Source organism: Streptomyces olindensis (assembly GCF_040645895.1).
Lineage (GTDB): Bacteria > Actinomycetota > Actinomycetes > Streptomycetales > Streptomycetaceae > Streptomyces > Streptomyces olindensis.
Genome location: NZ_JBEYZD010000026.1, coordinates 14,946 through 38,599 on the forward strand (window position 1 = coordinate 14,946; position 23,654 = coordinate 38,599).

General features: G+C 72.3%; 20 protein-coding genes. 10 read left to right on the forward strand and 10 right to left on the reverse strand.

What is annotated here, in order from left to right:
- The first annotated feature begins 15 nt into the window (after positions 1-15).
- Positions 16-894: a MerR family transcriptional regulator gene (locus ABZ948_RS18655; RefSeq protein ID WP_359760825.1), complete on the forward strand. Its 879-nt coding sequence runs from the start codon at positions 16-18 to the stop codon at positions 892-894.
- A 108-nt stretch (positions 895-1,002) separates the two neighbouring features.
- Here the strand turns inward: ABZ948_RS18655 and ABZ948_RS18660 are convergent, their stop codons facing one another.
- From ABZ948_RS18660 to ABZ948_RS18670, 3 genes are all read right to left on the reverse strand, one after another.
- Entirely contained in the window at positions 1,003-1,194 is a 192-nt protein-coding gene (locus ABZ948_RS18660) for a DUF397 domain-containing protein (protein WP_359760827.1), read from the reverse strand.
- A gap of 197 nt (positions 1,195-1,391) precedes the next feature.
- Positions 1,392-2,249 carry a helix-turn-helix domain-containing protein gene (locus tag ABZ948_RS18665; protein WP_311681551.1) on the reverse strand — a complete coding sequence of 286 codons (858 nt, stop codon included), beginning with the start codon at positions 2,247-2,249 and terminating at the stop codon, positions 1,392-1,394.
- 291 nt (positions 2,250-2,540) lie between these two features.
- Positions 2,541-3,296: a GOLPH3/VPS74 family protein gene (locus ABZ948_RS18670; protein ID WP_359760829.1), complete on the reverse strand. Its 756-nt coding sequence runs from the start codon at positions 3,294-3,296 to the stop codon at positions 2,541-2,543.
- A 235-nt stretch (positions 3,297-3,531) separates the two neighbouring features.
- Between ABZ948_RS18670 and ABZ948_RS18675 the strand changes: the two genes are divergently transcribed.
- Both ABZ948_RS18675 and ABZ948_RS18680 read left to right on the forward strand, forming a co-directional pair.
- A complete protein-coding gene (locus tag ABZ948_RS18675) occupies positions 3,532-6,435 on the forward strand; it encodes a D-alanyl-D-alanine carboxypeptidase (protein WP_359760831.1) in 2,904 nt (967 codons plus the stop codon).
- 199 nt (positions 6,436-6,634) lie between these two features.
- Positions 6,635-8,500, forward strand: coding sequence for a DUF8823 domain-containing protein (locus tag ABZ948_RS18680; RefSeq protein ID WP_359760833.1), 1,866 nt, complete (start codon positions 6,635-6,637; stop codon positions 8,498-8,500).
- Between the two features lie 3 nt (positions 8,501-8,503).
- Here ABZ948_RS18680 and ABZ948_RS18685 read toward each other — a convergent pair whose 3' ends face one another.
- Complete coding sequence (locus ABZ948_RS18685; RefSeq protein ID WP_359760834.1) at positions 8,504-9,343, reverse strand: hypothetical protein; 840 nt, start codon at positions 9,341-9,343, stop codon at positions 8,504-8,506.
- A 79-nt stretch (positions 9,344-9,422) separates the two neighbouring features.
- Between ABZ948_RS18685 and ABZ948_RS18690 the strand changes: the two genes are divergently transcribed.
- The 3 genes from ABZ948_RS18690 to ABZ948_RS18700 all read left to right on the forward strand — a co-directional run bounded on the left by ABZ948_RS18690 (position 9,423) and on the right by ABZ948_RS18700 (position 14,571).
- Positions 9,423-10,208, forward strand: a complete 786-nt coding sequence (locus ABZ948_RS18690; protein ID WP_359760836.1) for an SDR family oxidoreductase — start codon at positions 9,423-9,425, stop codon at positions 10,206-10,208.
- Between the two features lie 126 nt (positions 10,209-10,334).
- Positions 10,335-11,906 (forward strand): sodium:solute symporter family protein, encoded by a 1,572-nt coding sequence (locus ABZ948_RS18695; RefSeq protein WP_359760837.1) that lies wholly within the window; start codon positions 10,335-10,337, stop codon positions 11,904-11,906.
- A gap of 112 nt (positions 11,907-12,018) precedes the next feature.
- Positions 12,019-14,571, forward strand: coding sequence for a hypothetical protein (locus ABZ948_RS18700; RefSeq protein ID WP_359760839.1), 2,553 nt, complete (start codon positions 12,019-12,021; stop codon positions 14,569-14,571).
- 48 nt (positions 14,572-14,619) lie between these two features.
- Here the strand turns inward: ABZ948_RS18700 and ABZ948_RS18705 are convergent, their stop codons facing one another.
- The 3 genes from ABZ948_RS18705 to ABZ948_RS18715 all read right to left on the reverse strand — a co-directional run bounded on the left by ABZ948_RS18705 (position 14,620) and on the right by ABZ948_RS18715 (position 18,392).
- Positions 14,620-15,927 (reverse strand): phytase, encoded by a 1,308-nt coding sequence (locus ABZ948_RS18705; protein WP_359760841.1) that lies wholly within the window; start codon positions 15,925-15,927, stop codon positions 14,620-14,622.
- Positions 15,928-16,103: 176 nt separating this feature from the next.
- Positions 16,104-17,222 (reverse strand): ADP-ribosylglycohydrolase family protein, encoded by a 1,119-nt coding sequence (locus tag ABZ948_RS18710; protein WP_359760843.1) that lies wholly within the window; start codon positions 17,220-17,222, stop codon positions 16,104-16,106.
- Positions 17,223-17,291: 69 nt separating this feature from the next.
- The gene (locus tag ABZ948_RS18715) at positions 17,292-18,392 is read right to left on the reverse strand and encodes an ABC transporter substrate-binding protein (protein ID WP_359760845.1); all 1,101 of its coding nucleotides are present in this window, start codon (positions 18,390-18,392) and stop codon (positions 17,292-17,294) included.
- Between the two features lie 99 nt (positions 18,393-18,491).
- Between ABZ948_RS18715 and ABZ948_RS18720 the strand changes: the two genes are divergently transcribed.
- Positions 18,492-18,977 carry a hypothetical protein gene (locus tag ABZ948_RS18720; protein WP_359760847.1) on the forward strand — a complete coding sequence of 162 codons (486 nt, stop codon included), beginning with the start codon at positions 18,492-18,494 and terminating at the stop codon, positions 18,975-18,977.
- A 20-nt stretch (positions 18,978-18,997) separates the two neighbouring features.
- Here ABZ948_RS18720 and ABZ948_RS18725 read toward each other — a convergent pair whose 3' ends face one another.
- A complete protein-coding gene (locus ABZ948_RS18725; protein WP_359760849.1) occupies positions 18,998-19,150 on the reverse strand; it encodes a hypothetical protein in 153 nt (50 codons plus the stop codon).
- Between the two features lie 352 nt (positions 19,151-19,502).
- On the opposite strand from ABZ948_RS18725, the gene ABZ948_RS18730 reads away from it, so the two are divergent.
- On the forward strand, positions 19,503-20,015 hold the full coding sequence (locus tag ABZ948_RS18730; protein WP_359760851.1) for a DUF2165 domain-containing protein: 513 nt from the start codon (positions 19,503-19,505) through the stop codon (positions 20,013-20,015).
- On the opposite strand, the gene ABZ948_RS18735 is transcribed toward ABZ948_RS18730, so the two are convergent.
- Entirely contained in the window at positions 20,008-20,568 is a 561-nt protein-coding gene (locus ABZ948_RS18735) for a hypothetical protein (RefSeq protein WP_359760853.1), read from the reverse strand. The two genes, ABZ948_RS18730 and ABZ948_RS18735, sit on opposite strands and share 8 nt — an antisense overlap.
- Positions 20,569-20,651: 83 nt before the next feature.
- Complete coding sequence (locus tag ABZ948_RS18740; RefSeq protein ID WP_359760855.1) at positions 20,652-21,650, reverse strand: glycosyltransferase family 2 protein; 999 nt, start codon at positions 21,648-21,650, stop codon at positions 20,652-20,654.
- Positions 21,651-21,743: 93 nt separating this feature from the next.
- On the opposite strand from ABZ948_RS18740, the gene ABZ948_RS18745 reads away from it, so the two are divergent.
- A complete protein-coding gene (locus tag ABZ948_RS18745) occupies positions 21,744-22,214 on the forward strand; it encodes a GtrA family protein (RefSeq protein WP_359760857.1) in 471 nt (156 codons plus the stop codon).
- Between the two features lie 36 nt (positions 22,215-22,250).
- On the forward strand, positions 22,251-23,654 hold the full coding sequence (locus tag ABZ948_RS18750; RefSeq protein WP_359760859.1) for a hypothetical protein: 1,404 nt from the start codon (positions 22,251-22,253) through the stop codon (positions 23,652-23,654).

Here is a 23,654-nt window from a genome sequence, read left to right on the forward strand (position 1 = left end):
CGGATGAGCCGCCCGATGACGGAGGATGCCGTGGTGGACGTACCGGACCGGGACCTGCTCACCATCGGGGCGTTCGCCGCGCGCGCCCGGCTGTCGGCCAAGGCCCTGCGGCTCTACGACCGGCTGGGGCTGCTGGCCCCGGCGCACGTCGACGAGGCGACCGGCTACCGCTACTACCGCGCCGGCCAGGTGGAACGGGCCCGGCTGGTGGCGATGCTGCGGCGGCTGGACATGCCGCTCGCCCGGATCGCCGAGGTGGTCGCGGCCGGCGACGGGCCCGCGGCGGCCGAACTGCTCGGCGCGTACTGGGCGGATGTCGAGGCGCGGGTGGCGGGGCAGCGGACGCTCGCCGCGTACCTCCGTGGACGGCTGTCGGGGAGGAGCTCCGAGATGTACGGAACGTTCACGGTCGAGACGGTGGAGACGCCCGCGCAGGTGGTGATCACCGAGAAGCGGCACACGCTGGCGGACGAGCTGCCGGCGTGGATCGGGGCGGCGCTGGGCCGGCTGGAGGAGGCGGCACGGGAGTGCGGCGGGGTGGCCGGGGTGCCGTACGTCGCCTACTACTCCGACGTGTCGATGGAGAGCGACGGGCCCGCGGAGGCGTGCGTGCCGGTCGCGGACGAGGCGGCGGCGCGGGCCTGGGCGGAGCGGCGGGGGCGGGCGTGGGAGACGGCCGTGCGGGCGGAGCCGGCCGGGCGGCTGGCGTACACCAGGATCACCAAGGCGCAGGTGGCGTACCCGCAGATCCTGGCCGCGTTCGAGGCGGTGGAGGAGTGGATGGCGGCGCAGGGGCTGACGGCGACCGGGCCCGGCCGGGAGCTGTACTTCGCGGACTGGGCGGCGGCCGGGGCCGAGGACCCGGTGTGTGACGTGGCGTTCCCGGTGGGCTGACCCGCCCGGTGGGCAGCCCTGGGCACGAGCGGAGCCCTCTCGGCAAGGACGGCGATGCTGGTCGAGAGGGCTCTGCCGGTGCTGCTGGTGCGGGTGTCGGTCCCGGGGTCAGGCCTTGACCGAGGTCACGAAGGCGTTCCACGCGTCGGCGGGAAACGCCAGCTTGGGGCCCTCGGGGATCTTGGTGTCCCCGAGCTCCAGGGCCTCTTCGACGGTCGACCTGACCATCACGCAGGCGCCGTTGTTGTTGGTGTAGGAGGACGTCGTCCACGTTTCCGTGGCGCCCAGACGAATTGCCATGTTCGCTCCGTTGCCAGTTGCGTTTACGCCAACCCGTGCTGGTGGTTGGCGTGATCGACGCTACTCGCCCACATCCTCGTTCGGAGCAGTCATTCACTCGACTGGATGGCATATTCCAGGGGAGACTTCCAGTCAGGCGTGTCAGGGGTGTAGCATCCCTCGCTTTGCCCGGTGAAAGGTCCCGTCCCGACGGCGGGTCAGCGGGCGTAGTCCTTCGCGAGGCGCTCGATGAGCTGCCGCGACTGGTCCACGTTCAGCGACTGCGCGCGCAGGTGCTCGTACATCACCGTGTACTTCTGCACGTCGAGCGGCTTCTCCAGGTACAGGTCGCTGGTGACGCCCTCGATGTACACGACGCTGGAGTCGGCCGCGTCGGCGAACTCCAGGATCGAGTACTGGCCGTTGATGCCGGCGTGCGCGCCGACCTCGAACGGCAGCACTTGCACGGTGATGTGGGGCAGCTGCGACATCTCGATCAGATGCTCCAGCTGCTCGCGCATGACTTCCTTGTTGCCCACGACCCGGTGCAGGGACGCCTCGTCCAGCACCACCCACAGCCGCAGCGGGTCCGTCTCCGCGGTGATACGGCCCTGCCGGCGCAGCCGGACCTCGACGCGCTTGTCGTTGTCCGCCTCCGACGCCTCGGGCGAACCGCCCCGGATGATGGCCTCGGCGTACGCCCGCGTCTGCAGCAGTCCGGTGATGATCTGGGGTTCGTAGACCCGGAGCGACTCGGCGTCCGTCTCCAGGCCGATGTAGACGGAGTAGGGGATGTCGCCGAAGGCGTGCCACCAGCCCTGCTGGCGGGAGTCCTTGGCCATCTGCATCAGCGAGTCGACGATCCGCTGGTCCTCGACCTCGTAGACCCCGCACAGGTCGCGCACGTCGCGCTGGCTGATGCTGCGCCGCCCGTTCTCCAGGCGGCTGATCTTCGACTGCGACACCAGCAGCCGCTCGGCCACTTCCTCCGCCGTCATGCCCTTGAGCTCCCGGAGCCTGCGGAGCTCCTGGCCCAGCCGGCGCCGCCTGACGGTGGGATTGACATTGGACGCCACGGGACGTGCACCTCCGGCTGCGTGCCTCTACTTTGCGTATCTGCTGTTGAGCAGACTGCCACCAAGGTGCTTCCTACCGCTGGGAAACGGTGGATATGCGACGGGTACACGCCAGTTCGGACACGGCACGCCGAGCGGGGCGGCGAGAGTCTGCGCTCTCTCCGCCCCGCTCGGACAGCGGCTCCCGGTGACCGGGTTCTGGGGTCCCGTGCTGCGTGTGCCGGTCGTGGGTCGTACTGGTGCGGTGCCGTGTGCTGGTGGTGCGCTGCCGTGCTGCCGGCGCGGCGCGGCTCAGTGGGCCGCGGCGCGCGCCATGGTGCCGCGGCGCGGCTGCATCGGAACACCGCGGGCGGGTTCCGCTGCGGCCCGGGTTCCGCCGGCGGCCTGACGGCCGGGCGGGGCCGGGCTGCGGCGCGGCTGTGCCGCCACGCCGTTCTGGACGTCCATCACGGCGTGCGCCACGAGGCCGCCCATGGGGTCGTGCCTGATCAGGTCCCGCAGCCGGGAGCGGGACGAACGTCCCTCGTTGCCCGGATACAGGTGCTTGCCGAGGCCGACCGCGTGGGCCAGGGCGGCGAGCGCCGCGGTCCGCGGGTCCGGCGGTACGCCGGTGCGGATCGCCGAATCCAGCCGGGCCCTGATCTCCCGGCTGATCTCGTTGTCCGTCGCCTGGTAGCGAGTCGTCGGCAGCACTCCGCACATCTGGCCGGCCACGGCATGCACCATGCCGCACCGCTCCAGATGCGAGAGGTAGGTCTGGCGGAGCCCGAGACGCGGCCCGCCAATCCAGTTCACTGCCCGCACGGGAGCGCCGCGCCTACGCAGCAACTCCAACGCGCAGTCCAACGTTGGATCTCCAGTCGGCCGTGGTACGACCACGGCGATACGATCCCCGTCTGGGGCTATCCGTCCGGCCAGCGCCAGCTCTACTAGCTGTGCTCCGGCCAGACCGAGGTCGAGCGACTGCGGCTGCGCAGTGGTACCCGTGGTCGGGTCCAGTGCCAGCAACAGAAGCTCCTCCGGAAGTGTTCTGCGGCTCCTGCCCATCCATGCCTCCCCGCGTGGATGAATGACAGGGTGACCCCTCTCACATTGGTCTGTCGAGGGTGCGTGACCGGTTCGTAGTGGAACCAGTAGGTATGTCGTTCTCGTCTACCGGATGGGTCCGGTCCGCGCACAGGACACTGGTACATGGTTCGGACAGCGCCGGAGAGCGGTGTCAGGGCGGCGGTTCACGGTTCGTACGCGCACGCGGGGAGTGCGGCGCGAGGAGGAGGCATCGGTGGCGGGCGAGTCCCCCGACAGGTCGAAGCAGCGCGAGTCGTCGGCAGAACCGACGTCGGGGAGCGCGGGTCCGGTTCCCGAGGCCAGGAGTGAGGCGGCGGACACGCGCGAACCGCGCGACCCCCGCCTCGCGGTGGCCCGGGACGCGGAGGGATCCTCCAGGCGCGGGGGTGTCGACACGGCGACCCGTGTCCTGTCCGCACGCACGTCCGAGGACGACCGGACGCCCCCGGAACAGCCGGCGGACGCCGGGCGGGGCGAGAGCGACCCGGACGGCGAGGACGCGGCTGACGCCGGGCAGGGGGCCGCGGAGGGCTCCGCGAGGTCTTCGGGTACGGGTTCCGGTTCGGGCTCCGGTTCCGCCGGGGCTGCCGAGGACGAGCCGGAGGGTGACGCCGCCGCCGGTGACGGGCGGCTGCGGGACGCCGTGGCCGCGTGGGTCGCTTCGGCGGACGAGGACAAGGAACCTGCGGCCGCCGAGGACGCCGACAGGGCCTCTGCGGACGCCCAGCGGGGCGCTGGTGGCGCGGAGGAGCCCACGAAGGACGCCCAGGAGGCCGGGGAGCCCGCCGGGGCCCCAGAGGCCGTCACAGGCGCCGAGGACGGCCGTGAGGCCGGGCGCGCGGACGAGCCGACCGATGCGCAGGAGGACGGCCAGGAGGCCGCCGAAGACGCCGACGAGCCGGCCGGCGCCCAGGACGAGTCCGAGGACGGCCGGGAAGCCGCGGGAGCGGTGTCCGAGAAGGCCGGGGAGGGCACTGACGGGCCTCGTGCGTCCGAGGCGGACCGTTCCGGCACCGCCGGTGACGCGGGAGCGGCGAAGGCCGACTCCGACAGCGAGGCGGGCGCTGCCGCGTCCGCGGCGGAGCCGGAGACCGACGGGAAGGCCGAGCCGAAGACCGAGGCGAGGGCTGCCCGGGAGACCGAGCCGGAGACCGACGGAAACCCCGAGCCGAAGGCCGACGCGAAGCCCGAGCCGGAAGCCGAACCCAAGCCCGACACGAAGACCCAGCCGAAGGCCGACACGAAGCCCGAACCGGAAGCCGAACCCAAGCCCGACACGAAGACCCAGCCGAAGGCCGACGCAAAACCCGAACCGGAAGCCGAACCCAAGGCCGGTGCGGAGGTCCAGCCGGAGGCCGGTGCCAAGGGGCAGTCGGAGGGCGGTGATCGTGATGGCGGCAAGGGCGGTAAGCCCGCCGATCCTCGTGTCTCCGGCGACGCCGCCGCCGCTTCGAAGCCCGGCGCGGACGCAGAGGCAGACGCAGACGGCGACTCCGGCGAGGAGGCCGGGGCGGACGGCCGCGGCGAGACCGCTCGTGGCGGACCCGTCGATCAGCCCACCGCCGTCTTCAAGGCCGTGCGGCCGCCCGTCGACCAGCCCACCACCATGCTGAAGCTCGGCGGCACCGCCAAGGACGTCCCCGAGAAGGAGTCCGAGCGGACGAGCAAGTTCGTCGCGCTCAAGCCCCTGGACGACCCGTCGACCCGGAAGCCGGCGGCCTCCACCCAGGCCCCGCAGGCGCCGAAGGCCCCGCAGGCGCCCAAGGCCGCCCCCGCCGACGCGACCGCGCCCGTGCCCACCGTCGGCCCGGAGCGGACCACGCAGCAGCCGCTGCCCCCGAAACCGCCGCTGGACCTGCTGGCCGAGCTGACGAACACCCCGCCGCCCCCGGACACCCCGCTGCGCACGGCCGTGCGGCGGGTGAAGATCTGGACGCCGCTGGTGCTGCTGCTGGTGGTCGTCTTCGCGGTCGTGCAGAGCGTGCGCCCGCTCCCGACGCCCACCCTCGACCTCACGGCGAAGGACAGCTACACCTTCGAGGGCGGAAACGTCGACATCCCCTGGCCCGCCAAGGGCCAGGCCGCGCTGGACGTGCAGGGCATCGGTACGTTCGGCTCGTCCGGCGAGCAGAAGCCCGTGCCGATCGCCAGTGTCGCCAAGGTCATGACCGCCTACGTCATCCTGCGCGACCACCCGCTCGAGAGCGGCGACGAGGGGCCGAAGATCGAGATCGACCAGGCCGCCGAGGACCAGTCCGACGCCGGCCAGGAGTCCACCGTCGACGTGACGAAGGGCGACAAGATCACCGAGCGGGAGGCCCTGGAGAGCATCCTGATCGCGTCCGCGAACAACGTGGCGCGGCTGCTGGCCCGCTGGGACGCGGGGTCCGAGAAGTCGTTCGTGCAGAAGATGAACGACGCCGCCAAGGACCTCGGCATGAAGAACACGACGTACACCGACCCGTCGGGCCTGAACAACACCACCGTCTCCACGGCCGTGGACCAGGTGAAGCTCGCCAAGGCGGCCATGGAGCAGCCCGCCTTCCGCGAGGTCGCGGCGATGATGTCGTACGTCGACTACAAGGGCACCAAGCACGACAACTGGAACCGCCTGGTCGGCTCCAACGACGTCACCGGCATCAAGACCGGCACCACCACCTCGGCGCTCGGCAACCTCGTCTTCTCGGCGAAGAAGGACGTCGACGGCGAGACCCGCCGGATCATCGGCGCCGTGGTGCGCCAGCCCGCCGGCGGACCGGACAACACCATCCTGGGTGCCGCGCTCCACGAGGGCGACAAGCTGATCCGGGCCGCGCAGGGCGCGCTGGAGTCGGCGACGATCCTGAAGAAGGGCACGGTCGTCGGGTACGCGGACGACGGACTCGGCGGCCGTACACCGGTCGCCGTCACCGAGGACGTCACGGCCGTCGGCTGGGCGGGCCTGTCCGTCAAGCTGACGTTCGCCGCGGACGACCTGCCGCACACGGCGAAGGCCGGCACCAAGGTGGGCACGCTCACCGTCGGTGACGGCACGACCGGCGCCGTGAAGGTCCCGGTCGCCCTCCAGGAGGACCTGGTGGAGCCGGGCTTCGGGGCCAAGCTCACGCGCCTCGGCTGACCGGGACGCGGACCCGCACGACCGCACCCCGCCGGTAACGGCCCGTCCGGGCGCCGCCCGGCGGGGTGCGTGCTAGCGTCCCGAACCGGGACAGGTCGCCGTTCGCGGCGGCCACGGCCGTGAACCGGGGGGAACGGAACACGGCCGGGAGGAAGAACGAGCCGAGAACAGAAGATCGGGACACGGGGAGTGCCTTCGAGTGGCCACTGCGGAGCCGACACGCGCCGACGACGCCGAGCCGGGCCCGGTATCCGGCCCGCGAATACGCGTGCCCGCTGGGCCGGCAGGCGCTTCGCGGGAGGAGACCGGCGGACCCGGCCGTGACGTCGCGTCCCGGCTGCACCCCGTCCTGCTGACCCTGCGTGAGCGCATGCTGCGGCATCCGGTCCTGTCCGTCACCGGGCTGGCCGGCGTCCTCCACGTCGTCTGGTTCTTCACGTTCGCGAACAGCGGTGGCGATCTGGCCGCGCAGGACGCCTGGGCCGAGTTCGTCGGCCGGCACCCGGACTCGGCGTACAACCTCGCCTGGTACGGCGGCATGCACCCGGTGTCGTACAGCGTGGTGTCGCCGTACCTGATGTCGGTGCTGGGCGTGCGGACGACGATGATGATCGCGGGGACGGTCTCGGCCGGGCTGCTCACGCTGCTCCTGCTCCGCAGCCGCGCCGTCCGCAACCCCCTCTGGGCGTCCCTGGCCGGGGTGTTCGGGCTGTTCTGCAACGCCGTGTCGGGCCGCGTGACCTTCGGCCTGGGCATGATGTTCGCTCTCGGCGCGGTCGCCGTGGTGTTCTGCTGGCCCCACCGGTGGCGTTACAAGCGCTGGGCGAAGGCCCTGTGCGCGGCGCCGCTGGCCGCGCTGGCCACGATGTCGTCCCCGGTGGCGGGCCTGTTCGTGGGGCTCGTGGCCGTGGCGCTGTTCCTGCAGAAGCGCCGCCCGGGCGCCTGGGCGCTGGGCCTGGCGCCGAGCGCGGTGGTGGCGGTGTCGGCCTGGCTGTTCCCCTTCTCCGGGACGCAGCCGATGACCTACGCCTCGGTCATCCTGCCGCTCGCGTTCTCCATCCTGGTCTTCGCGCTGGTGCCGCGGGACTGGAAGACGGTCCGGCTCACGGCCGCCGTGTACGGCCTGGGGGTCGTGCTGGTGTGGCTGATCAGCTCCCAGATCGGTTCGAACATCACGCGGCTCGCGATGCTGTTCGCGGGTGTCGCGCTGGTCGCCGCACTCCCCTTCACCGTGCCGCGCAGCCGCAAGTGGTACGCGGTCGTGGTCGCCTTCGTCGGTTTCACGGCGTGGATCGGCTTCAAGTCGGTCGACGACGTCGTCCACACGGCTCCGGCGGCGTCCTGGTCGCGTGAGCTGGCGCCGCTGGTGAACGAGTTGCAGGAGGTCGGCGCCGAGAAGGGCCGCGTCGAGGTCGTCCCCGCCCGCTCCCACCGGGAGGCCTCCGCCCTCGCCCCGTACGTCAACCTGGCCCGCGGCTGGAACCGCCAGGCCGACATGGAACGCAACCCCCTCTTCTACGACGACACGCTCAACTCGGCGAACTACCACGAGTGGCTGAAGCGCTGGGCGGTCCACTACGTCGTGCTGCCGAAGGACGAACCGGACGGCGACGGCGGCGAGCGCGAACGGGCGCTGGTGCAGCGCGGTCTGCCCTATCTGAACCAGATCTGGGGCGACGCCAACTGGCAGTTGTTCAAGGTGACCGCCCCCACGCCGCTGGCCGAGCCGAACACGGTCGTCGACCGGGCCGAGCAGGGCGAGATGGTCCTCCAGGTGAGGAAGGCGGGACGGATCCTGGTCCGCATCCCGTACTCGCCATGGCTGAGCATCGTCGACGCCGAGGGCAAGAGCCTGAAGCCGCCCCAGGAGACGGAGGAGTCCCGGGACCGTCCCGAGGGCGAGCCGAAGACGTATGTCAACGTCAACGGCTGCCTGACGGAGACGGAGGAGGACGCGCACGGCGACCGCTGGACGGAGCTGCTGGCCCCGAAGGCGGGCACGTACCGCCTGGCCGCGCCGTACCAACTGCCCCGGGGAACGCCCTGCCCGGAGGAACTGCGCTGACCCTCAGCGCAGCCGGTCCACATACGTGTCGGTGCCCGGCACCGTGGGGACGAACGGTGCCACCAGTTCCACCCTCCCCAGCCCGGACTCCGCCACGGCCGTGTCCAGGCCCGTGAAGCAGTGCTCCCAGCACTCCCCCGGGTCCGCCTGGAGGAACCACAGCAGGGTCAGTCGGGTGTCGACGCCCTCGACCTGCTTGACGTAGGTCATGCGGTCGCCCGGGAGGGGCGTGGGACGGAAGACGGTCACCAGTGCCGCCGGGGAGCCCGCGAGGCGCTTCGGGAGGTGCCGGGTGCGCAGCCACTCCAGCAGGGCGGCGCGCTGCTCGGGGGTGTCGGACTCGACGACCTGGAGGACCAGGCCCGCGTAGGGGTGGTCGAGGGCGTGGACGTCCCGGGGTCCGGCCGCGCCGTCGCGGTACACCGTCGCCTCGTGGTCCTGGAACGCCGTGAGGACGTGGGTGCGGTCGTGGTAGACGCGGCCGTCGCGGTTGAGGCGCCTGTTGATGGCGACCGTCCAGCGCATGTGGTCGTCGTAGCGGCCGGCGGTGATCCAGTAGGTGGAGAGGTAGCAGCCGGCGGTGACCGGCCGCGCGATCGCCGACTTCTCCGGGTAGCGCAGGAGTTGCAGGTCCCGGGTCGCCACCCAGCGGCGGCCGGCGTACATCCAGGGCATGGCCATCGCGCCGGCGTAGTAGTGGTCGTCCTCGTACCAGCGGTTGTAAGCGTACTCGTGGCCCGGATGCGGCTCGACCATGGTGATCAGGGCGTGGCCGGGGCGGGTGCCGTAGGGGCCGACGGCGGCCAGTTCGGCGTAGAGCTCGCTGCGGGTGTCGTCGCTCATTCCCTTCCCCTTCGTTGGTGGCTGGCCCATACTCTGACGCTCCGTCAGATAATGCGCCAGAGGTCCGGGAGGTCCTGCCATGTCGCTGCTCGCGGGGAAGACCGTCGTCGTGTCGGGGGTCGGGGCGGGGCTCGGGCGGCAGGTCGCGGCGGCCGTGCTGCGGGACGGCGGGCGCGTGGTGCTCGGCGCCCGCACGGCGGCGAACCTGGCGAAGACCGCCGAGGAGCTGGACCCCGACGGGGCGCGCACGGCGTACCGGGCCACCGACATCTCCGACGAGGCGCAGTGCGCGGCGCTGGCCGGGCTGGCGGTGGAGCGGTTCGGGCGGATCGACGCCGTCGTGCACGTGGCCGCGCTGGACGGCCACTTCGGCGGGCTGGAGGACGCGGACTTCGAGGCCTGGCGTGCCGTGTTGGAGGTGAACCTGCTGGGCACCCTGCGGATGACCCGGGCCTGCCTGCCGTCGCTGAAAACGGGCGGCGGATCGGTCGTGTTCATCGGGACGCAGTCGGCGGTGGCGGCCCCGTCGCAGGTGCGGCAGGCGGCGTACGCGGCGTCGAAGGGGGCGCTGACGAGTGCGATGTACTCGCTGGCCCGGGAGCTCGGCCCGCACCGGATCCGGGTCAACACCGTGCTGCCCGGCTGGATGTGGGGGCCGCCGGTGCGGGCGTACGTGCGGCTCACCGCGCGGGCGGAGGGCGTGCCCGAGGCGGCCGTGCTGGAGCGGCTGACCGAGCGGGTGGCCCTGCCCGAACTGGCCGCGGACTCGGACGTGGCCGACGCGGCGGTGTTCCTGGCGTCGGACCGGACGCGGGCGATCACCGGGCAGTCGTTGCTGGTCAACGCGGGGGAGCTGATGCGCTGAGTTCAGATAGCTGAACTGAGGCCAGCACACCGAACATCTTTACCTCCCTTTGACCATACAGTCACTTGTCGTGTTCACGCAGTAGCGCCCACGATGAGCGCCGGGCTGATCCCTGGGAGGGCGCACATGAACGGTCTCGACTGGGCCGTGCTCATCGGCTATTTCGCCGTGATGGTCGCGATCGGCGTCTGGTCGCACAAACGCGTGGACAACGTCAGCGACTTCTTCACCGCCGGCGGCAAGATGCCGTGGTGGCTCTCCGGCATCTCGCACCACATGTCGGGCTACAGCGCGGTGATGTTCACCGGGTACGCGGGCATCGCCTACACCTACGGCGTCACATCCTTCGTCACCTGGTCCTTCCCCATCGCCCTCGGCATCGCCATCGGCTCGAAGCTGTTCGCCCCGCGCATCAACCGGCTGCGCTCCCGGCTCCATGTGGCCTCCCCGCTGGAGTACCTGAAGAACCGCTACGACCTGAAGACGCAGCAGGCGCTGGCCTGGTCGGGCATGCTGCTGAAGATCGTGGACGTGGGCGCGAAGTGGGCGGCGATCGCCACGCTGCTGTCCGTCTTCACGGGCATCTCCCTGAACCAGGGCATCCTCATCACCGGCGGCATCACGGCGATCTACTGCACGATCGGCGGCCTCTGGGCGGACGCGCTGACCGAACTCGGCCAGTTCGTCATCCAGTTGCTGGCCGGCATCGCCATGTTCGTCGCGGTCTTCGTACGGCTCGACGACCACGGCGGCTTCTTCGGTGTCTGGGACTCGCCCGAACTCCAGGGCCATGAGAAACCGCTGGTCGGCCCGTACGGCACGGTGTTCCTGCTCGCCTTCCTCTTCATCAAGCTGTTCGAGTACAACGGCGGCATGCTCAACCAGGCCCAGCGCTACATGGCCACGCCCAACGCCAAGGAGGCCGAGCGGTCGGCCCGGCTGTCGGCGATCCTCTGGCTGGTCTGGCCGCTGGTGCTGTTCTTCCCCATGTGGATGTCGCCGCTGCTGGTCGAGTCGCAGAAGCCGGACGGCTCCGACTCCTACGCCCTGATGACCGAACAGCTCCTCCCCCACGGTCTGCTGGGTCTGGTCATCGTCGGCTTCTTCTCACACACCATGGCCATGTGCTCCTCCGACGCCAACGCCATCGCGGCGGTGTTCACCCGGGACTGCGCGCCCGTGGTGTGGCGCCGGGCGCGGGCGTGGAGCGAGGGGCAGGGCCTGCGCGTGGCCCGGATCGCCACGGTCGTCTTCCTCGGCCTGTCCATGGCGGCGGCGACGCAGGTCAACTCCCCCACGTTCAAGGACATCATCACCGTCGTCATCAAGTGGGTGGCCGGCCTGATGGGCCCGATGGCCATCCCGATGATGCTCGGCCTGCTGCGGCCCTTCCGCCGCTCCGGCCCGACGGCCGCCCTCACCAGCTGGTCGATGGGCCTGCTCGCCTTCTGGCTGGTGAACTACCCGATCAACTGGAACGTCGAGGGCGGCGTCCCGCTCCAGTACCAGGTGTCGATCCCGCTCGCCGTGTCGCTGGTCCTCTACATCCTGATCGGCTTCCTGAAGCCGGAGGACACCCCGGAACGGCTCGCCATCATCGAGAAGATCAACACGGACGGCGACGGGACCGCGGCGGCGGCGATCCCGACACCGGCGGGCGGCGTCGAGGACGCGGTCCGCACGCCGGTGAAGGACTGAGGTCGACGGGCAGCCCCGCCCAACTCGCTTGACCAGCCGCAGAGATGAGATTTGCCGAAGGATTGCTCCCTCGTGTCTTAAAAGTTCAAGCAACCGCTGTGGGATCAGGCACATGAAACCGATCCGCCCCCCACAGGGGGCCCGGGCGGCCCTCATCGCCGCCTGCGCCCTGCTCCTGGTGGCGGGCCGCGCCGACGCGGCGTCGCCCGCCACCCCCCACACCCACCTCAGACCCGGCCCGGTCGATCCCTCGACGGCCACCGCCGCACACGCGCTGATCGCGACCGACGACGACGGCGACGACGACGGCACCGATCGCGACGACCCGACCGCCGGGTTCGCCCAGCAGGCCCGCGCGAAGACGGCCCCCGGCGGCACGGTCGCGCCGGGCGCGCTGGCCGACGCCCGTACCCGGGCGGAACGGCTGCCGTCCGTACCGACCTGGTGGTCTGAGGTCACGCGCGTCCCGCTCCAGCAGGAGGACAAGGGGTACGCCGACCCCGTCGCCTCGAACTTCGGCGCCGGCTGGGGCCTGAACAGCGGCCGCGTCGCCTCCCTCGCCGTGGACGGGCACACGGTCTACATGGGCGCCGCCGACGGCGGTCTGTGGCGCTCGGACGACGACGGACGGCACTGGCGACCCCTGTCCGACCATCAGCCGACCCTCGCCATGGGCGCCCTGGCCGTCAACCCCGCCGACCACAGCCTGTGGATCGGGACCGGCGAGCCCAGCAACTCCGGCGACTCCTACACCGGACTCGGCATCTACCGCTCCACCGACCGGGGCCGCACCTGGAAGCAGGTCGGCAGGCGCATGGACGGCAGTGTCGTCCCCCGGATCTCCTTCGACGGCCAGGGACACGTCTACGCGGCCACCGACGAGGGTGTCCTGCGCCGCTCCGCGGGCGACATCACCTCCGACTGGACGGTCGCCCTGGCCCCCGGCGACCCGGACACCGCCCTCTCCTCGGCGGCCACCGACGTCGCCGTACGCCCCGGAACGGGTGGACGCCAGGTCGTGGCGATGACAGCACGTCAGTTCACCGCCGCGGGCGACGCGAACGGCATCTACGAGTCCGACGACCACGGCAGACCCGGCACCTGGCACAAGGTCACCCCGGCCGGTGACCTCACGGGCGTCACCCCGGGCCGGTCCACCCTGTCGTACTCCGCCGACGGCCACGAACTGTTCGCCCTCGTCGCCGACGGCGCGAAGGGCAGCGACGACGGCGCGGTGTACCGCTCGGCCGACGGCGACCCGGCCGGGCCCTGGACGACCGTCGCCGACGAGGACGTCCTCAAGGCGGCGGGCGCGCAGAACAGCGACCCGGCCGGCAGCGCCTGGTACAACCAGTACGTCGCCGTGGACCCCGCCGACCCGCGGCACGTCTACGCGGCGTTCTCCGAGGTCTTCGAGAGCTGGGACGCGGGCCGGACCTGGGCGACGGTCGGCCCGTACTGGAACTACGGCCTGAAGTGCTACACGCAGGGCCTGGTCGCGGGCGGCTGCCCCATGACCACCCACCCGGACCAGCACGCCATCGCCTTCGGCGCGGACCACCGCGTCTACTTCGGCAACGACGGCGGAGTCTACGAACGCCCGGCCACCCTGCGCCCCGACCCCGTGCTGCCCGCCGAGGGCTGGACCAACCTCAACCAGGACCTGCGCACCCTCCAGTACTACGACGCCGCCTACGCCCGCGACCCGGCCACCGGCGCCCTGTCCACCTGGGGCGGCACCCAGGACAACGGCAACGTGCTGAGCCTGCCCGGCGCGCGCGAGCTGTACCAGCCCTCCGGCGGCGACGGCGGCTTCGTCCTCGCCGACCCGGCGAACGCCGACCACGCCGTGAACGAGTACGTCGACCTGGACCTGCAGCTGACCACCGACGGCGGCCGCTCCGACGGCACGACGCCCTCCTTCACGAACATCTCCCCCGCCTGCGACTGGAATCCGGACCTTCAGGGCTGCGACCCCGGGCCCGAGTTCATCGCCCCTTACACCTCCGACGTGGGGGACCTGAACCACTGGGTCGCGGGCGGCCGGTACGTCTGGGACAACGGCGGCAAGGGCTGGGACACCCGCTGCACGGACACCTCCTGCGACTGGAAGAACGTCCACGACACCGGCGAGAACCACGCCGTCACCGCCCTCGCGGCGAACGGCTCGGTGACGTACGCGGGCTGGGAGGACTGGAGCGGCCCCGCGTACGCCAGCGGCATCGACACCGACGCGGGCGGCACCTGGCACCGGCTCACCGCACCGCTGCCGAACCGGTACGTCACCTCGCTCACCGTCGATCCTGACGACGCCCGCCACGTCTGGGCCACGTACGGCGGCTTCACCCGCAGTTATGTCTCGGGCGCGGGCGAGGGACACGTCTTCGAGAGCACCGACGGCGGCACCACCTGGACCGACCGCACCGGCGACCTGCCCGACGCACCCACCGGGGCGCTCGCCCTGTGGCGCGGGCACGTCGTCGTCGGCACGGACGTCGGAGTCTTCGCCGCCGCGCCCACCGGCAGGGGCGGGTGCACCTGGTACCGGCTGGCCGGTGCCCTGCCCAACGCCGGGGTCGTCTCCCTGGACGTCTCCCCCGACGGCGGGCGGCTCCTGGTGGGGACGCACGGACGCGGGCTGTGGTCGGCCCTCGCGCCGTTCTGATCCCGGGACGTACGCCTCCGCCGGACCGGGCGGAGGCGTACGCGCGGCTCAGTCGTCCTCGTCCAGGGCGCCGGTGACCGTGCCCAGGTCGACGAACTTGAAGTCGGTGTTGTCGCGGACCTCCCCGTCCGCGTCCGTCTCGTCCGGGGTGTTGTGGCCGTCCTGCACCACGAGCAGGCCGTTCGGGTAGCGGGAGCCCAGGGGCGCGTTCAGCACCGCGGCGCCGTCGCACTCCTCGGAGCCGTCGACGGTGCCGGCGGTGATCCGGAAGCCGCTCTCGTACTCGTTGTCCTCGGACACCTCGCGGTCGTACGCGGCGAAGGTGTCGTCGCCCTGGCTGGAGGCGAGCAGGTAGCCGTCGCCGGAGCCCTCGTCGAGGAGGGTGAGGCCCTCGACGTCGGCCGACAGGTGCGTACCGCCGTAGCCGGGGTCGGCGCCCGCGACGCACTCCTCGGTCGCCTCGTCGTAGGTGGCGGGGACGCCGTACTCCCGCACCTTGTCGATCAGCTTCGGCCTGCCGCCGAGGCCGGCGGGCAGCCGCCAGATGCCGACGTCCTCCTGGCCGGCGTAGAGCACCTTGTTCACCGGGTCCACGACCATGCCCTCGACCTGCGGGAGGTCGCCGGGGTCGGTGCAGGGGGTCCAGGACGTGCCGTCGGGCAGGGTGAAGGAGGCGGGCAGGTCGTAGGTGCGGACCTGCCGGTAGGTGACGGCTCCGCCGGGGGTCGTCGTCAGCTCCAGCAGGGCGAGGCGGGTACGGCTGCGCTGACTGACCACCGCGTAGGAGCGGCCCGTCGCCTTGTCCTTCCAGGTGGCCAGGCCGTAGGGGGTGGCCTGGTCGTTGACCTCGTCCTGGCTCCTGGAGAAGACCAGCGGGGCGTTCGGGTCGGTGATGTCGGTCAGCGGCCGCGCGGCGCCCGGGGTGATGCGGTAGATCCGCAGGTGGTCGCGGCCCCGGTCGGTGACGACGGCGACGTCGGCGCGGCCGGTCGGCAGCGGGAACCCGGAGATCAGGTCCACGTTGTTGAAGCGGCCCGGCTTGTCGTCGGGGGCGGGCGCGGGCGGCGCCGGAATGGACTGCACCTCCTTGCCGGCCAGGTCGTACACGCGCAGCCCGCCTTCCTTGGCGGTGGCGATCACCAGGCTGGCGTCCGGGTCGGCGGCGTTGCGCCAGATCGCCGGGTCGTCGGCGTCGGCGTTGCCGCCGGCGTCGTCGCCGTACAGGGCCGGGGTCTCGCTGGTGGCGGTCACCTCCGGGAGCCCCGGGTCGTACGCCTGGGCCGAGGTGGGCAGGACCGCCACGGCCGTCAGGGCCGCGAGGATCGCGGCCGTCTGTGTCCCGCGCAGGTTGCGCACAGTGCCTCCACGAAGGGGGATGAACGGACGAGACCCGGTGGGGCAGCGCCGGGGGTGATCCCGGGATCGGGCCGTGCAGATCCTGAGGACCGAAGGTGACGGCGTGACCTCCGCCCGGTGACGCGACCATGCCAGGGCGATGAGCAATGGGAGCGGCCGAGGGAGGTGAAGGGGCCTTAGGCGCCCCGCGGGTACCGCGCCAGCCAGCCCGGGGACGAGCCGGCCGGGCCGTGCAGGGCCGGGCCCTGGGTCATCTCCATGGCGAAGTCGTCGGCCAGTTCCAGGATCGTGGGGCGGCCCTCCAGCTCGGCCAGCCAGGCCGGCGGCAGGGCCGTCTCGCCGTGCAGGGCGCCGAGGAGGCCGCCGGTCAGGGCGGCGGTGGCGGCGGAGGGGCCGTCGTGGTTGACGGCGAGGCACAGCCCGTGCCGGACGTCGGCGGCGACCAGCGCGCAGTACACGGCGGCGCCGACGAGACCCTCCGCGGTGCCCGCCCCGCTCAGCTCGGCGACGCGCTCGGGCCCGGGCATGCCCTGCCGTACGGCGCCCAGCGCGTGCTGCAGCGCGTCCGACACGGGCTGGTGCCCGGGCCGGGCGGCGAGCAGCGCGAAGGCCCGCTGCACGGCACCGTCGAGGCTCTCGCCGAGGGCCAGGGCGTGCACGATCACGGCGTACGCGCCCGCCGCGAGGCAGGCCGTGGGGTGCCCGTGGGTCTGCGCCGCGCACTCCACCGCGAGCTGGGCGACGAGCTGCGGCTCCCACCCCACGAGCAGTCCGAACGGGGCGGACCGGGCAGCCGCCTCGGGCCCGGCCTCCCCGGGGTTCTTGGGCGCGTCCGGGGTCCCCATGGTGTCGTCGCCGAGCCCCAGCAGCAGGGCGCGACTGGGATCCCGCCGCGCGTACAGCCACTCCTCCCGCGCGAGCCACCCGTCGTCCTTGCGGCGCTCGTCGGGGCCCCAGTCCCGCTGGGTGGCGGCCCAGCGCAGGTAGGCGCGGTGCAGATCGGTCGGCGGGTGCCAGGCGCCGGTGTCCCGCCGGACCTGGGCCCGGATCAGCCCGTCGACGGAGAACAGGGTGAGCTGCGTGAGGTGGGTGACGGCACCGCGTCTGCCGTAGGCGGGGGCCAGGTCCACCAGGCCCTCCGCCCCGTACGCCTCCCGGATCCCCTCGATGGTCATCCCGTCGACGGGCGCCCCCAGCGCGTCCCCGACGGCCGCGCCGAGCAGCGTCCCCCGCACCCGGCTCCGGAAGTCCTGCTGCTCCGTACGGCCCCAGACGGCACCGGCAGTCGCACCCACCTTGACCTCCCCAGGCACCGTCCATACGTACGACAGCTCAGCACTGTAATCGAACGGGGACGGTGGGTCTCAGCCCGTGCGGAGGACCCGGAAGCGGTCCGGGTGGGACGGGTCCCGGTCCGCCACCTGGGTCGGTGCCCACGTCCACTGCCACACGCCGATGCCGGGCGTGCGGGAGAAGCTGATCCGGCCGCGGGTGCCCTCGACCGCGACGTGGGGCCAGGACGCGGCGATGCGTGCCCGGTCCGTGCCGTGGGAGCGCAGGAGGTCGGCGAGGACCGCGATCGTGTCGTAGCCCTCGAACGCGACGAAGGAGGGCGCCGCGGCCAGCCGCTCGCGCAGGGCCGTTTCGACGCGGGTGCCGAGTGGGCCGAGGTGCTCGGGCAGGTAGCGCAGGAACGGGACCGCGACGCTGTCGTCGCCCAGCAGCGCCGACCACGCCGGGAACTCCGGCTGCCCGGCCGGCGCACCGATCATGACCTGGGTGAGGCGCTGGTCGCGGCGGACGGCCCGGACGACCGGCACCGCCGGTTCCGGGAAGCCGGCCAGGAGGAGCAGGGCGGTCGCGCGGGTGTCGGCGAGTGCGTCGCACAGGGCCGTGGGGGTGAGGGCGCGCAGGTCGAGTTCGGTGACGGTGCCGCCGCGTGGGGCGAGGTGGTCCCGGAGGATGCGGGTCCCGGACGCCCAGTACGCGCTGGGTTCGGTCGCCACGGCGATACGGCTGTGGCCCGCGCCGAGGAGGAAGTCCGCGTAGCGGCGCCAGCCGTGCGACTGCGCCGGGGCGAGACGCGCGACCCACTGCGTCGGCTCCTCGGTCAGCGCGTCCAGGACCCCTGACGAGCAGAGGAACGGCACGCCGAGCGCGTCGGCCTCGGTGGCGGCGGCGCGCGCGACGACGCTGTGGAACTCCCCGGCCAGGGCGGCCACACCGAGGCGGGCCAGCTCCGCCACGGCCGCGGTGGCCTGCCGCGGGTCGGCGGCGGTGTCCCGGACCACGAGCTCCAGTGGCCTCCCGGCGATCCCGCCGGTGTCGTTGACGTGGTCGACGGCCAGTTCGAGTCCGGCGAGCAGGTGCCGGCCCGCCTCGACCCAGCCGGGCGGGGTCAGCGGCACGAGGGCGCCGATCCGGATCGCCGACGGTTCCGAGGGCCCGAGGTCCTGAGAGGTCATGACCCTGATCATTCCGTCCCCGGGGGTGACGGCCAAGCCGCTCACGTGGTCTCCTCATGCGGCACGTGCGAGAGCGGCACGTGGGAGAGCGGAGGGCGTATGGACAGGCGGGGCGTGTGGGGGCGCGGTGTGCGGGTCGGCCTGCTGATGGCCTGCGTCCCGGGCCTGCCGTGGGCCGCTCTCGCCCTGGGGGTGGCCGCGGTGGAGTTCCTGCGGGGAGGGGACACGCGGCTCGCCGCCCATGACGTGCGCTACGGCGGGCTGCTGCTGGGAGGGAGCGTGCTGGCCGGGCTGCTGATGGGCTCGCTCCTCGCGGGAGGGCTGGCCCTCGCTGCCCGCGTCCTCACGCGCGCAGGGGGACTCGCCCTGGCGGGAGGGGTGCTGGGGCTGCTGGTCTTCCCCGGCGAACTCGCGGTCGTCGGCATGGCCACGGACGGGGCGTACGCGCAGATCGGGACGACGTTCCTGGCCTGGCCGGTCATGGCGGTGGTGGCGGCGGCGCACAGCGCCGACATCGTGGGCCGCACTCGCGCGCGTACCTGGCTCTGGGTGCCGGGGCCGGCACGGCGGCTCGGGCGCGGCTGACCGTGCCCGAGCCGGCCGGCTCAGTTTTCGACGGAGGTCGTTTCCGAATTCTCGGCGTTTTCGGTGTTCCCGGCGTTCTCGGGGTCCTCATCGCTCCGCTTCTTCAGGGCGAGTTCCCGCGCCAGCCTTTCCGAGTACAGCCTCATTTCCGCTTCTTTGCGCTCGTCGAACACCGATGCCTCCTTGAATGCAGGGGTGTTGGAAGAAAAAACCCAGGGGTGGGGAACGGTCCGGCGGGGACGCGCTAGGACCGGGGGTGGCTAGGACCGGGGGTGGCTGGGAGCCGGGAGTGAGGGTGCCGAACGGTGGGGTTCGTCAGGGATCAGCCGCCGCACCATCGCACACCTCCCGGAAACAACTCGACCAGACCACAAGCCTCTTGGCTCGAAGATTACCCCACTCCCCCGCATTACGTCACGGTCGAATTACGCCCGCACACAGGTAATTCGCATGCCGTTCACCCGGCGAGGACAGATCCAGCGGTTGGGGGGACAACAGCGGCCGCTCCCGGGAAGAATGATCGACATGGCCACCTCCACAACCTCACGCGGCGGGCTGTCCCTCGCCGCCTTGCTGCTCACCGCCACCATCGCCCTCTACATGGCGCTCGTCGCCTTCGGGAACATCACCGACTTCGGAACCAACCAGCAGTTCGTCCGTCATGTTCTGGCCATGGACACCACGTTCAAGGACGAGGACCTGATGTGGCGGGCCATCACCAGCCAGGGGCTCCAGGACGCCGCCTACGTCGCGATCATCGCGTGGGAGACCGTCGCCGCGCTCGTCCTCATATACGGCAGCTGGCTGTGGGCCAGACGCGATGCGGCGCGTGCCCGGCGCATGTCGACGTACGGGCTGCTGATGGTGATGCTGCTGTTCGGGGCCGGGTTCATCGCGATCGGCGGTGAGTGGTTCTCGATGTGGCAGTCCAAGAGCTGGAACGGGCTGGACGCCGCGACCCGGATCTTCCTGTTCAGCGGGGTCGTGCTGATCGTCAACCAGCTGTCGGCCCCGCGGTCGGAGACGTCCGCTACTTGACCACCGTCACGGTCGTGCCGACCGTGCCGAACGCCCACAGGGCCGAGCCGTCCGCCTTCCGCATCCGGACCCCGCCCGTCTGCGTGCCGGACGCGGCGGGCGGCGGCGAGGCCCCGTCGACCGCGTTGGAGAAGGCGACGGAGACGCCGGACTTCGCGGCGAAGTAGACGATGTGCTCGATCTGGACGCCGTCCGAGCCGGTGGTGGCCGCGTTGCGGGACGACACCGTGTACGTGCCGGGGTCGGGGGAGACCGTGCCCGGCCACACCGTGAACGTGCGGCGCGACGCCTCGCTCGCGTCGACCAGCCACACCCGCTTCTCCCCCAGGGAGTAGACGATGCGCCGGCCGGTGCCGGAGCCGTCGGGCACCCGCGCCGGGGCCGAAGCGGCGGGAGTGGGCTGCGCGCCCGCCGACGCCGCGCTGCTCGGCTTGGCCGAGGTGGCGGTGGGGTGCGGGCCCCGGTCCGCCTGCACGGCCAGGACCGTCACCGCGGCTATCGCTCCCACGGTCAGCCCGGTCGCCCAGGCCCACGAAGGAAGTCGGGCAGGCACCGGCACGCATCTCCTCAGTCACGGGACCCCGCACACCCGGGGTTCCGATCATCGTACTGCGCGCGTGCCGGTCCCCTGGCGGCTCAGGGCCCCCCGAGGGGCTTGCGGACCGGGACGGGACCGGTGCCGGCGCCGTGGGCGGTGTAGCGGGGGGAGCGCACCGGCGCCGGGTAGGCGAGGTGCACCAGCCGGGACTGCTCCTGCCGCATGTGCGTGAGCGACTCCAGGATGTAGCCCACGAGCAGGACGAGCGCCGCGATGGTCATGATGGCGGCGGCGAGGACCGCCGTCGGGAGGCGGGGCACGCTGCCCGTCCGCACGAACTCGGTGACGACGGGGACGCCGAGGATGACCGAGACCAGGGCCAGCACGCCCGCGATCAGGGTGTGCACGAGGGAGGGCCGCTCGCGGCGCGCCAGGTCGAGGATGACCCGCAGGATGCGCCAGCCGTCCCGGTAGGTGCGCAGCTTGCTCTCGCCGCCCGCGGGCCGGACGCGGTAGTCCACGGCGACCTCCGCCGTGGGGAGCCGCAGGTGCAGGGCGTGGATGGTCATCTCGGTCTCGGTCTCGAACTCGCGGGCCAGGGCCGGGAAGGACTTCACGAACCGCCGCGAGAAGACCCGGTAGCCGCTGAGCATGTCGGTCACGTCGTTGCCGAACAGCGACCGCACCGCCCCGGTGAGCAGCTTGTTGCCGGCCGCGTGCCCGGCCCGGTAGGCCCCGTCGGCCGTCACCCGGCGGGCGCCGACGACCTGGTCGTAGGGCCCCTCGAAGAGCAGGTCGACGAGGTCCCGGGCGCGGGAGGCGTCGTAGGTGTCGTCGCCGTCGACGATGAGCAGGGCGTCCGCGTCGACGTCGGCGAAGGCGCGGCGGATGACGTTGCCCTTGCCCTTGCGGGGCTCCGTCCGGACGATCGCGCCCGCTTCCCGGGCGATCTCCACCGTGCGGTCGGTGGAGGCGTTGTCGTACACGTAGATGTCGGCTTCGGGGAGGGCCGCCCGCAGGTCGCGGACGACCTTGCCGACGGCCGCCTCCTCGTTGTGACACGGCACGACACACGCGATCGTCGGCTCCACGACCACTCCTCACTCGGACCGATGTCTCATTCGGTAGGAAATCATGCGATATGAGCGCGCCTGGGCGGTGAGGGCGCGCCGGGTCGTTACGCTCGCCGTGTGCCGGTCCTCGCATCTGTGACACAGCGCGTGCGCGACACCCTCAGGGGCATCTGGCGCGAGGCCGCCAAGTTCGGCGTCATCGGGGCCCTGGCGTTCGTCGTCGACAACGGCGGCTACAACCTGCTCGTCTTCGGGCTGCCCGGAGGCGCCGGGGGCGGGGTGATGCGGGACTCCCCCGTCCGGGCGTCGGTCGTCGCGACCGCTGCGGCGGCCCTGTTCAGCTGGGCCGGGAACCGCTACTGGACCTACCGCCACCGGCACCGCGAGCAGGTGAGCCGCGAACTCGCCCTGTTCCTCGTCGCGAACGGGGTCGGGCTCGCCATCACCGCGGGGACGGTCTTCGCCTCCCGGCATCTGCTCGGGCTCGACTCGGCGCTCAGCGACAACACCGCCCGCATCCTCGGCTGGGCGCTGGCGACGCTGTTCCGCTTCTACGCCTATAGGCGCTACGTCTTCGTCGCTCCCTGAGCGGTCGGCGCCCGACGAGCGGCTAGCATCCGGCATATGGGACAAACAGGATGGGTGCGGCAGCGCTGGATCTGGGGACTGGCCGCCGTCGCCGCGGGCTGCTGCCTGGCCACGGTCCTCGTGTTCGCCCCCGGGTACCTGAGTCCCGACAGCCTCGACCAGCTCCGGCAGGCCGAGGGGAAGACACCGCTGACCGACTGGCATCCGCCGGTGCTGAGCCTGGTGTGGCGGGCGCTGATCGCCGTGACCGGCTCGATCGCGTCCCTGCTCGTCCTGCAGTCCCTCGTCCTCTGGGGCGCGCTCTGGGTCCTGGCCTGGTGCGTGTGGGCGCTGACCGGGAGCCGGGGCGGTTCGCTCGCCGTGCTCGGCCTCGGGCTGACGCCGTTCGTGCTGACCTTCGCCGGGGTGGTGTGGAAGGACGTGCACGCGGCGTTCGCGCTGCTCGCCGCGTGCGCGGTCGCGTTCACCGGGCTGCGGCTGCGGGACACCCCGCCGCGTCCCGCCGTGCGGTGGGGGCTGCTCTGGCTGGGCGTGCTGTTCCTCGCCTACGCGATGCTCGTGCGCAAGAACGCCTTCGTCGCCGCGCTCCCCGTCTTCGTGATGCTCGTCCTCGCCCTGTGGCGGGCTCCCGGCCGCCGTACGTGGGTGACGTGCACGGCGGCGCTCGTGGCCGCGCTCGTCGTGCCGGCCGCCGCCATCTCCCTGTTCGCGCAGCCGCTGCAGACCAGACAGGGCGCACAGATCATGATCGACGACCTGGTGCACGTGCTGCGGGTGGACGAGCTGCGGTCGGCGGACGTGTCACCCGGCCTCAGGGACCGGCTCGTGGCCGCCGCGCGGGAGTGCCGACGCGTCGGGGCCCTGTCGGACGCCTACTGGGCCTGCTACGAACGCCCGGCGGACGGACTGCGCGGGGACTCCGGCGAGATCACGTCCCTGTGGCTGCGCGAGATGAGCGGGCACGTGCCGCACTACGTCCAGTACCGGCTGCGGCTGTTCACCAGCCTGCTGTTCGACACCGGCTACCCCTACCACCCGGGGGTCAGCCGCAACGACCAGGGCATCGAGGTGGCGCACCCCCGGCTGGAGGACATGCTCGACACCTACGTCACCGGCATGGTCACGGACGTGCGGTGGCTGTTCCGCGGCTGGTTCTGGCTCGCCGTGGCGCTCGTGCTCGCCGTCCGGCCCGGCCGGGGCGCCTTCGCGATGCCCGTCCGGGCCCTGGGCATCAGCTCGGCGGCCTACATCCTCGGCTATCTGCCGATCATGCCCGCGACGAACTACCGCTACCTGTACTGGCCGGCGATCGCCTGCGCCCTCGGCCTGCTGCTGCTCTGGCTGGGCCGGGGCGCCCCTCCCCCGCGACCGGCACCCCCCGGCGCCCCGGCCGGCCGTGCCTTGACGGCACATCAGCCGGCCGACGCCGGGGGCCAGTAG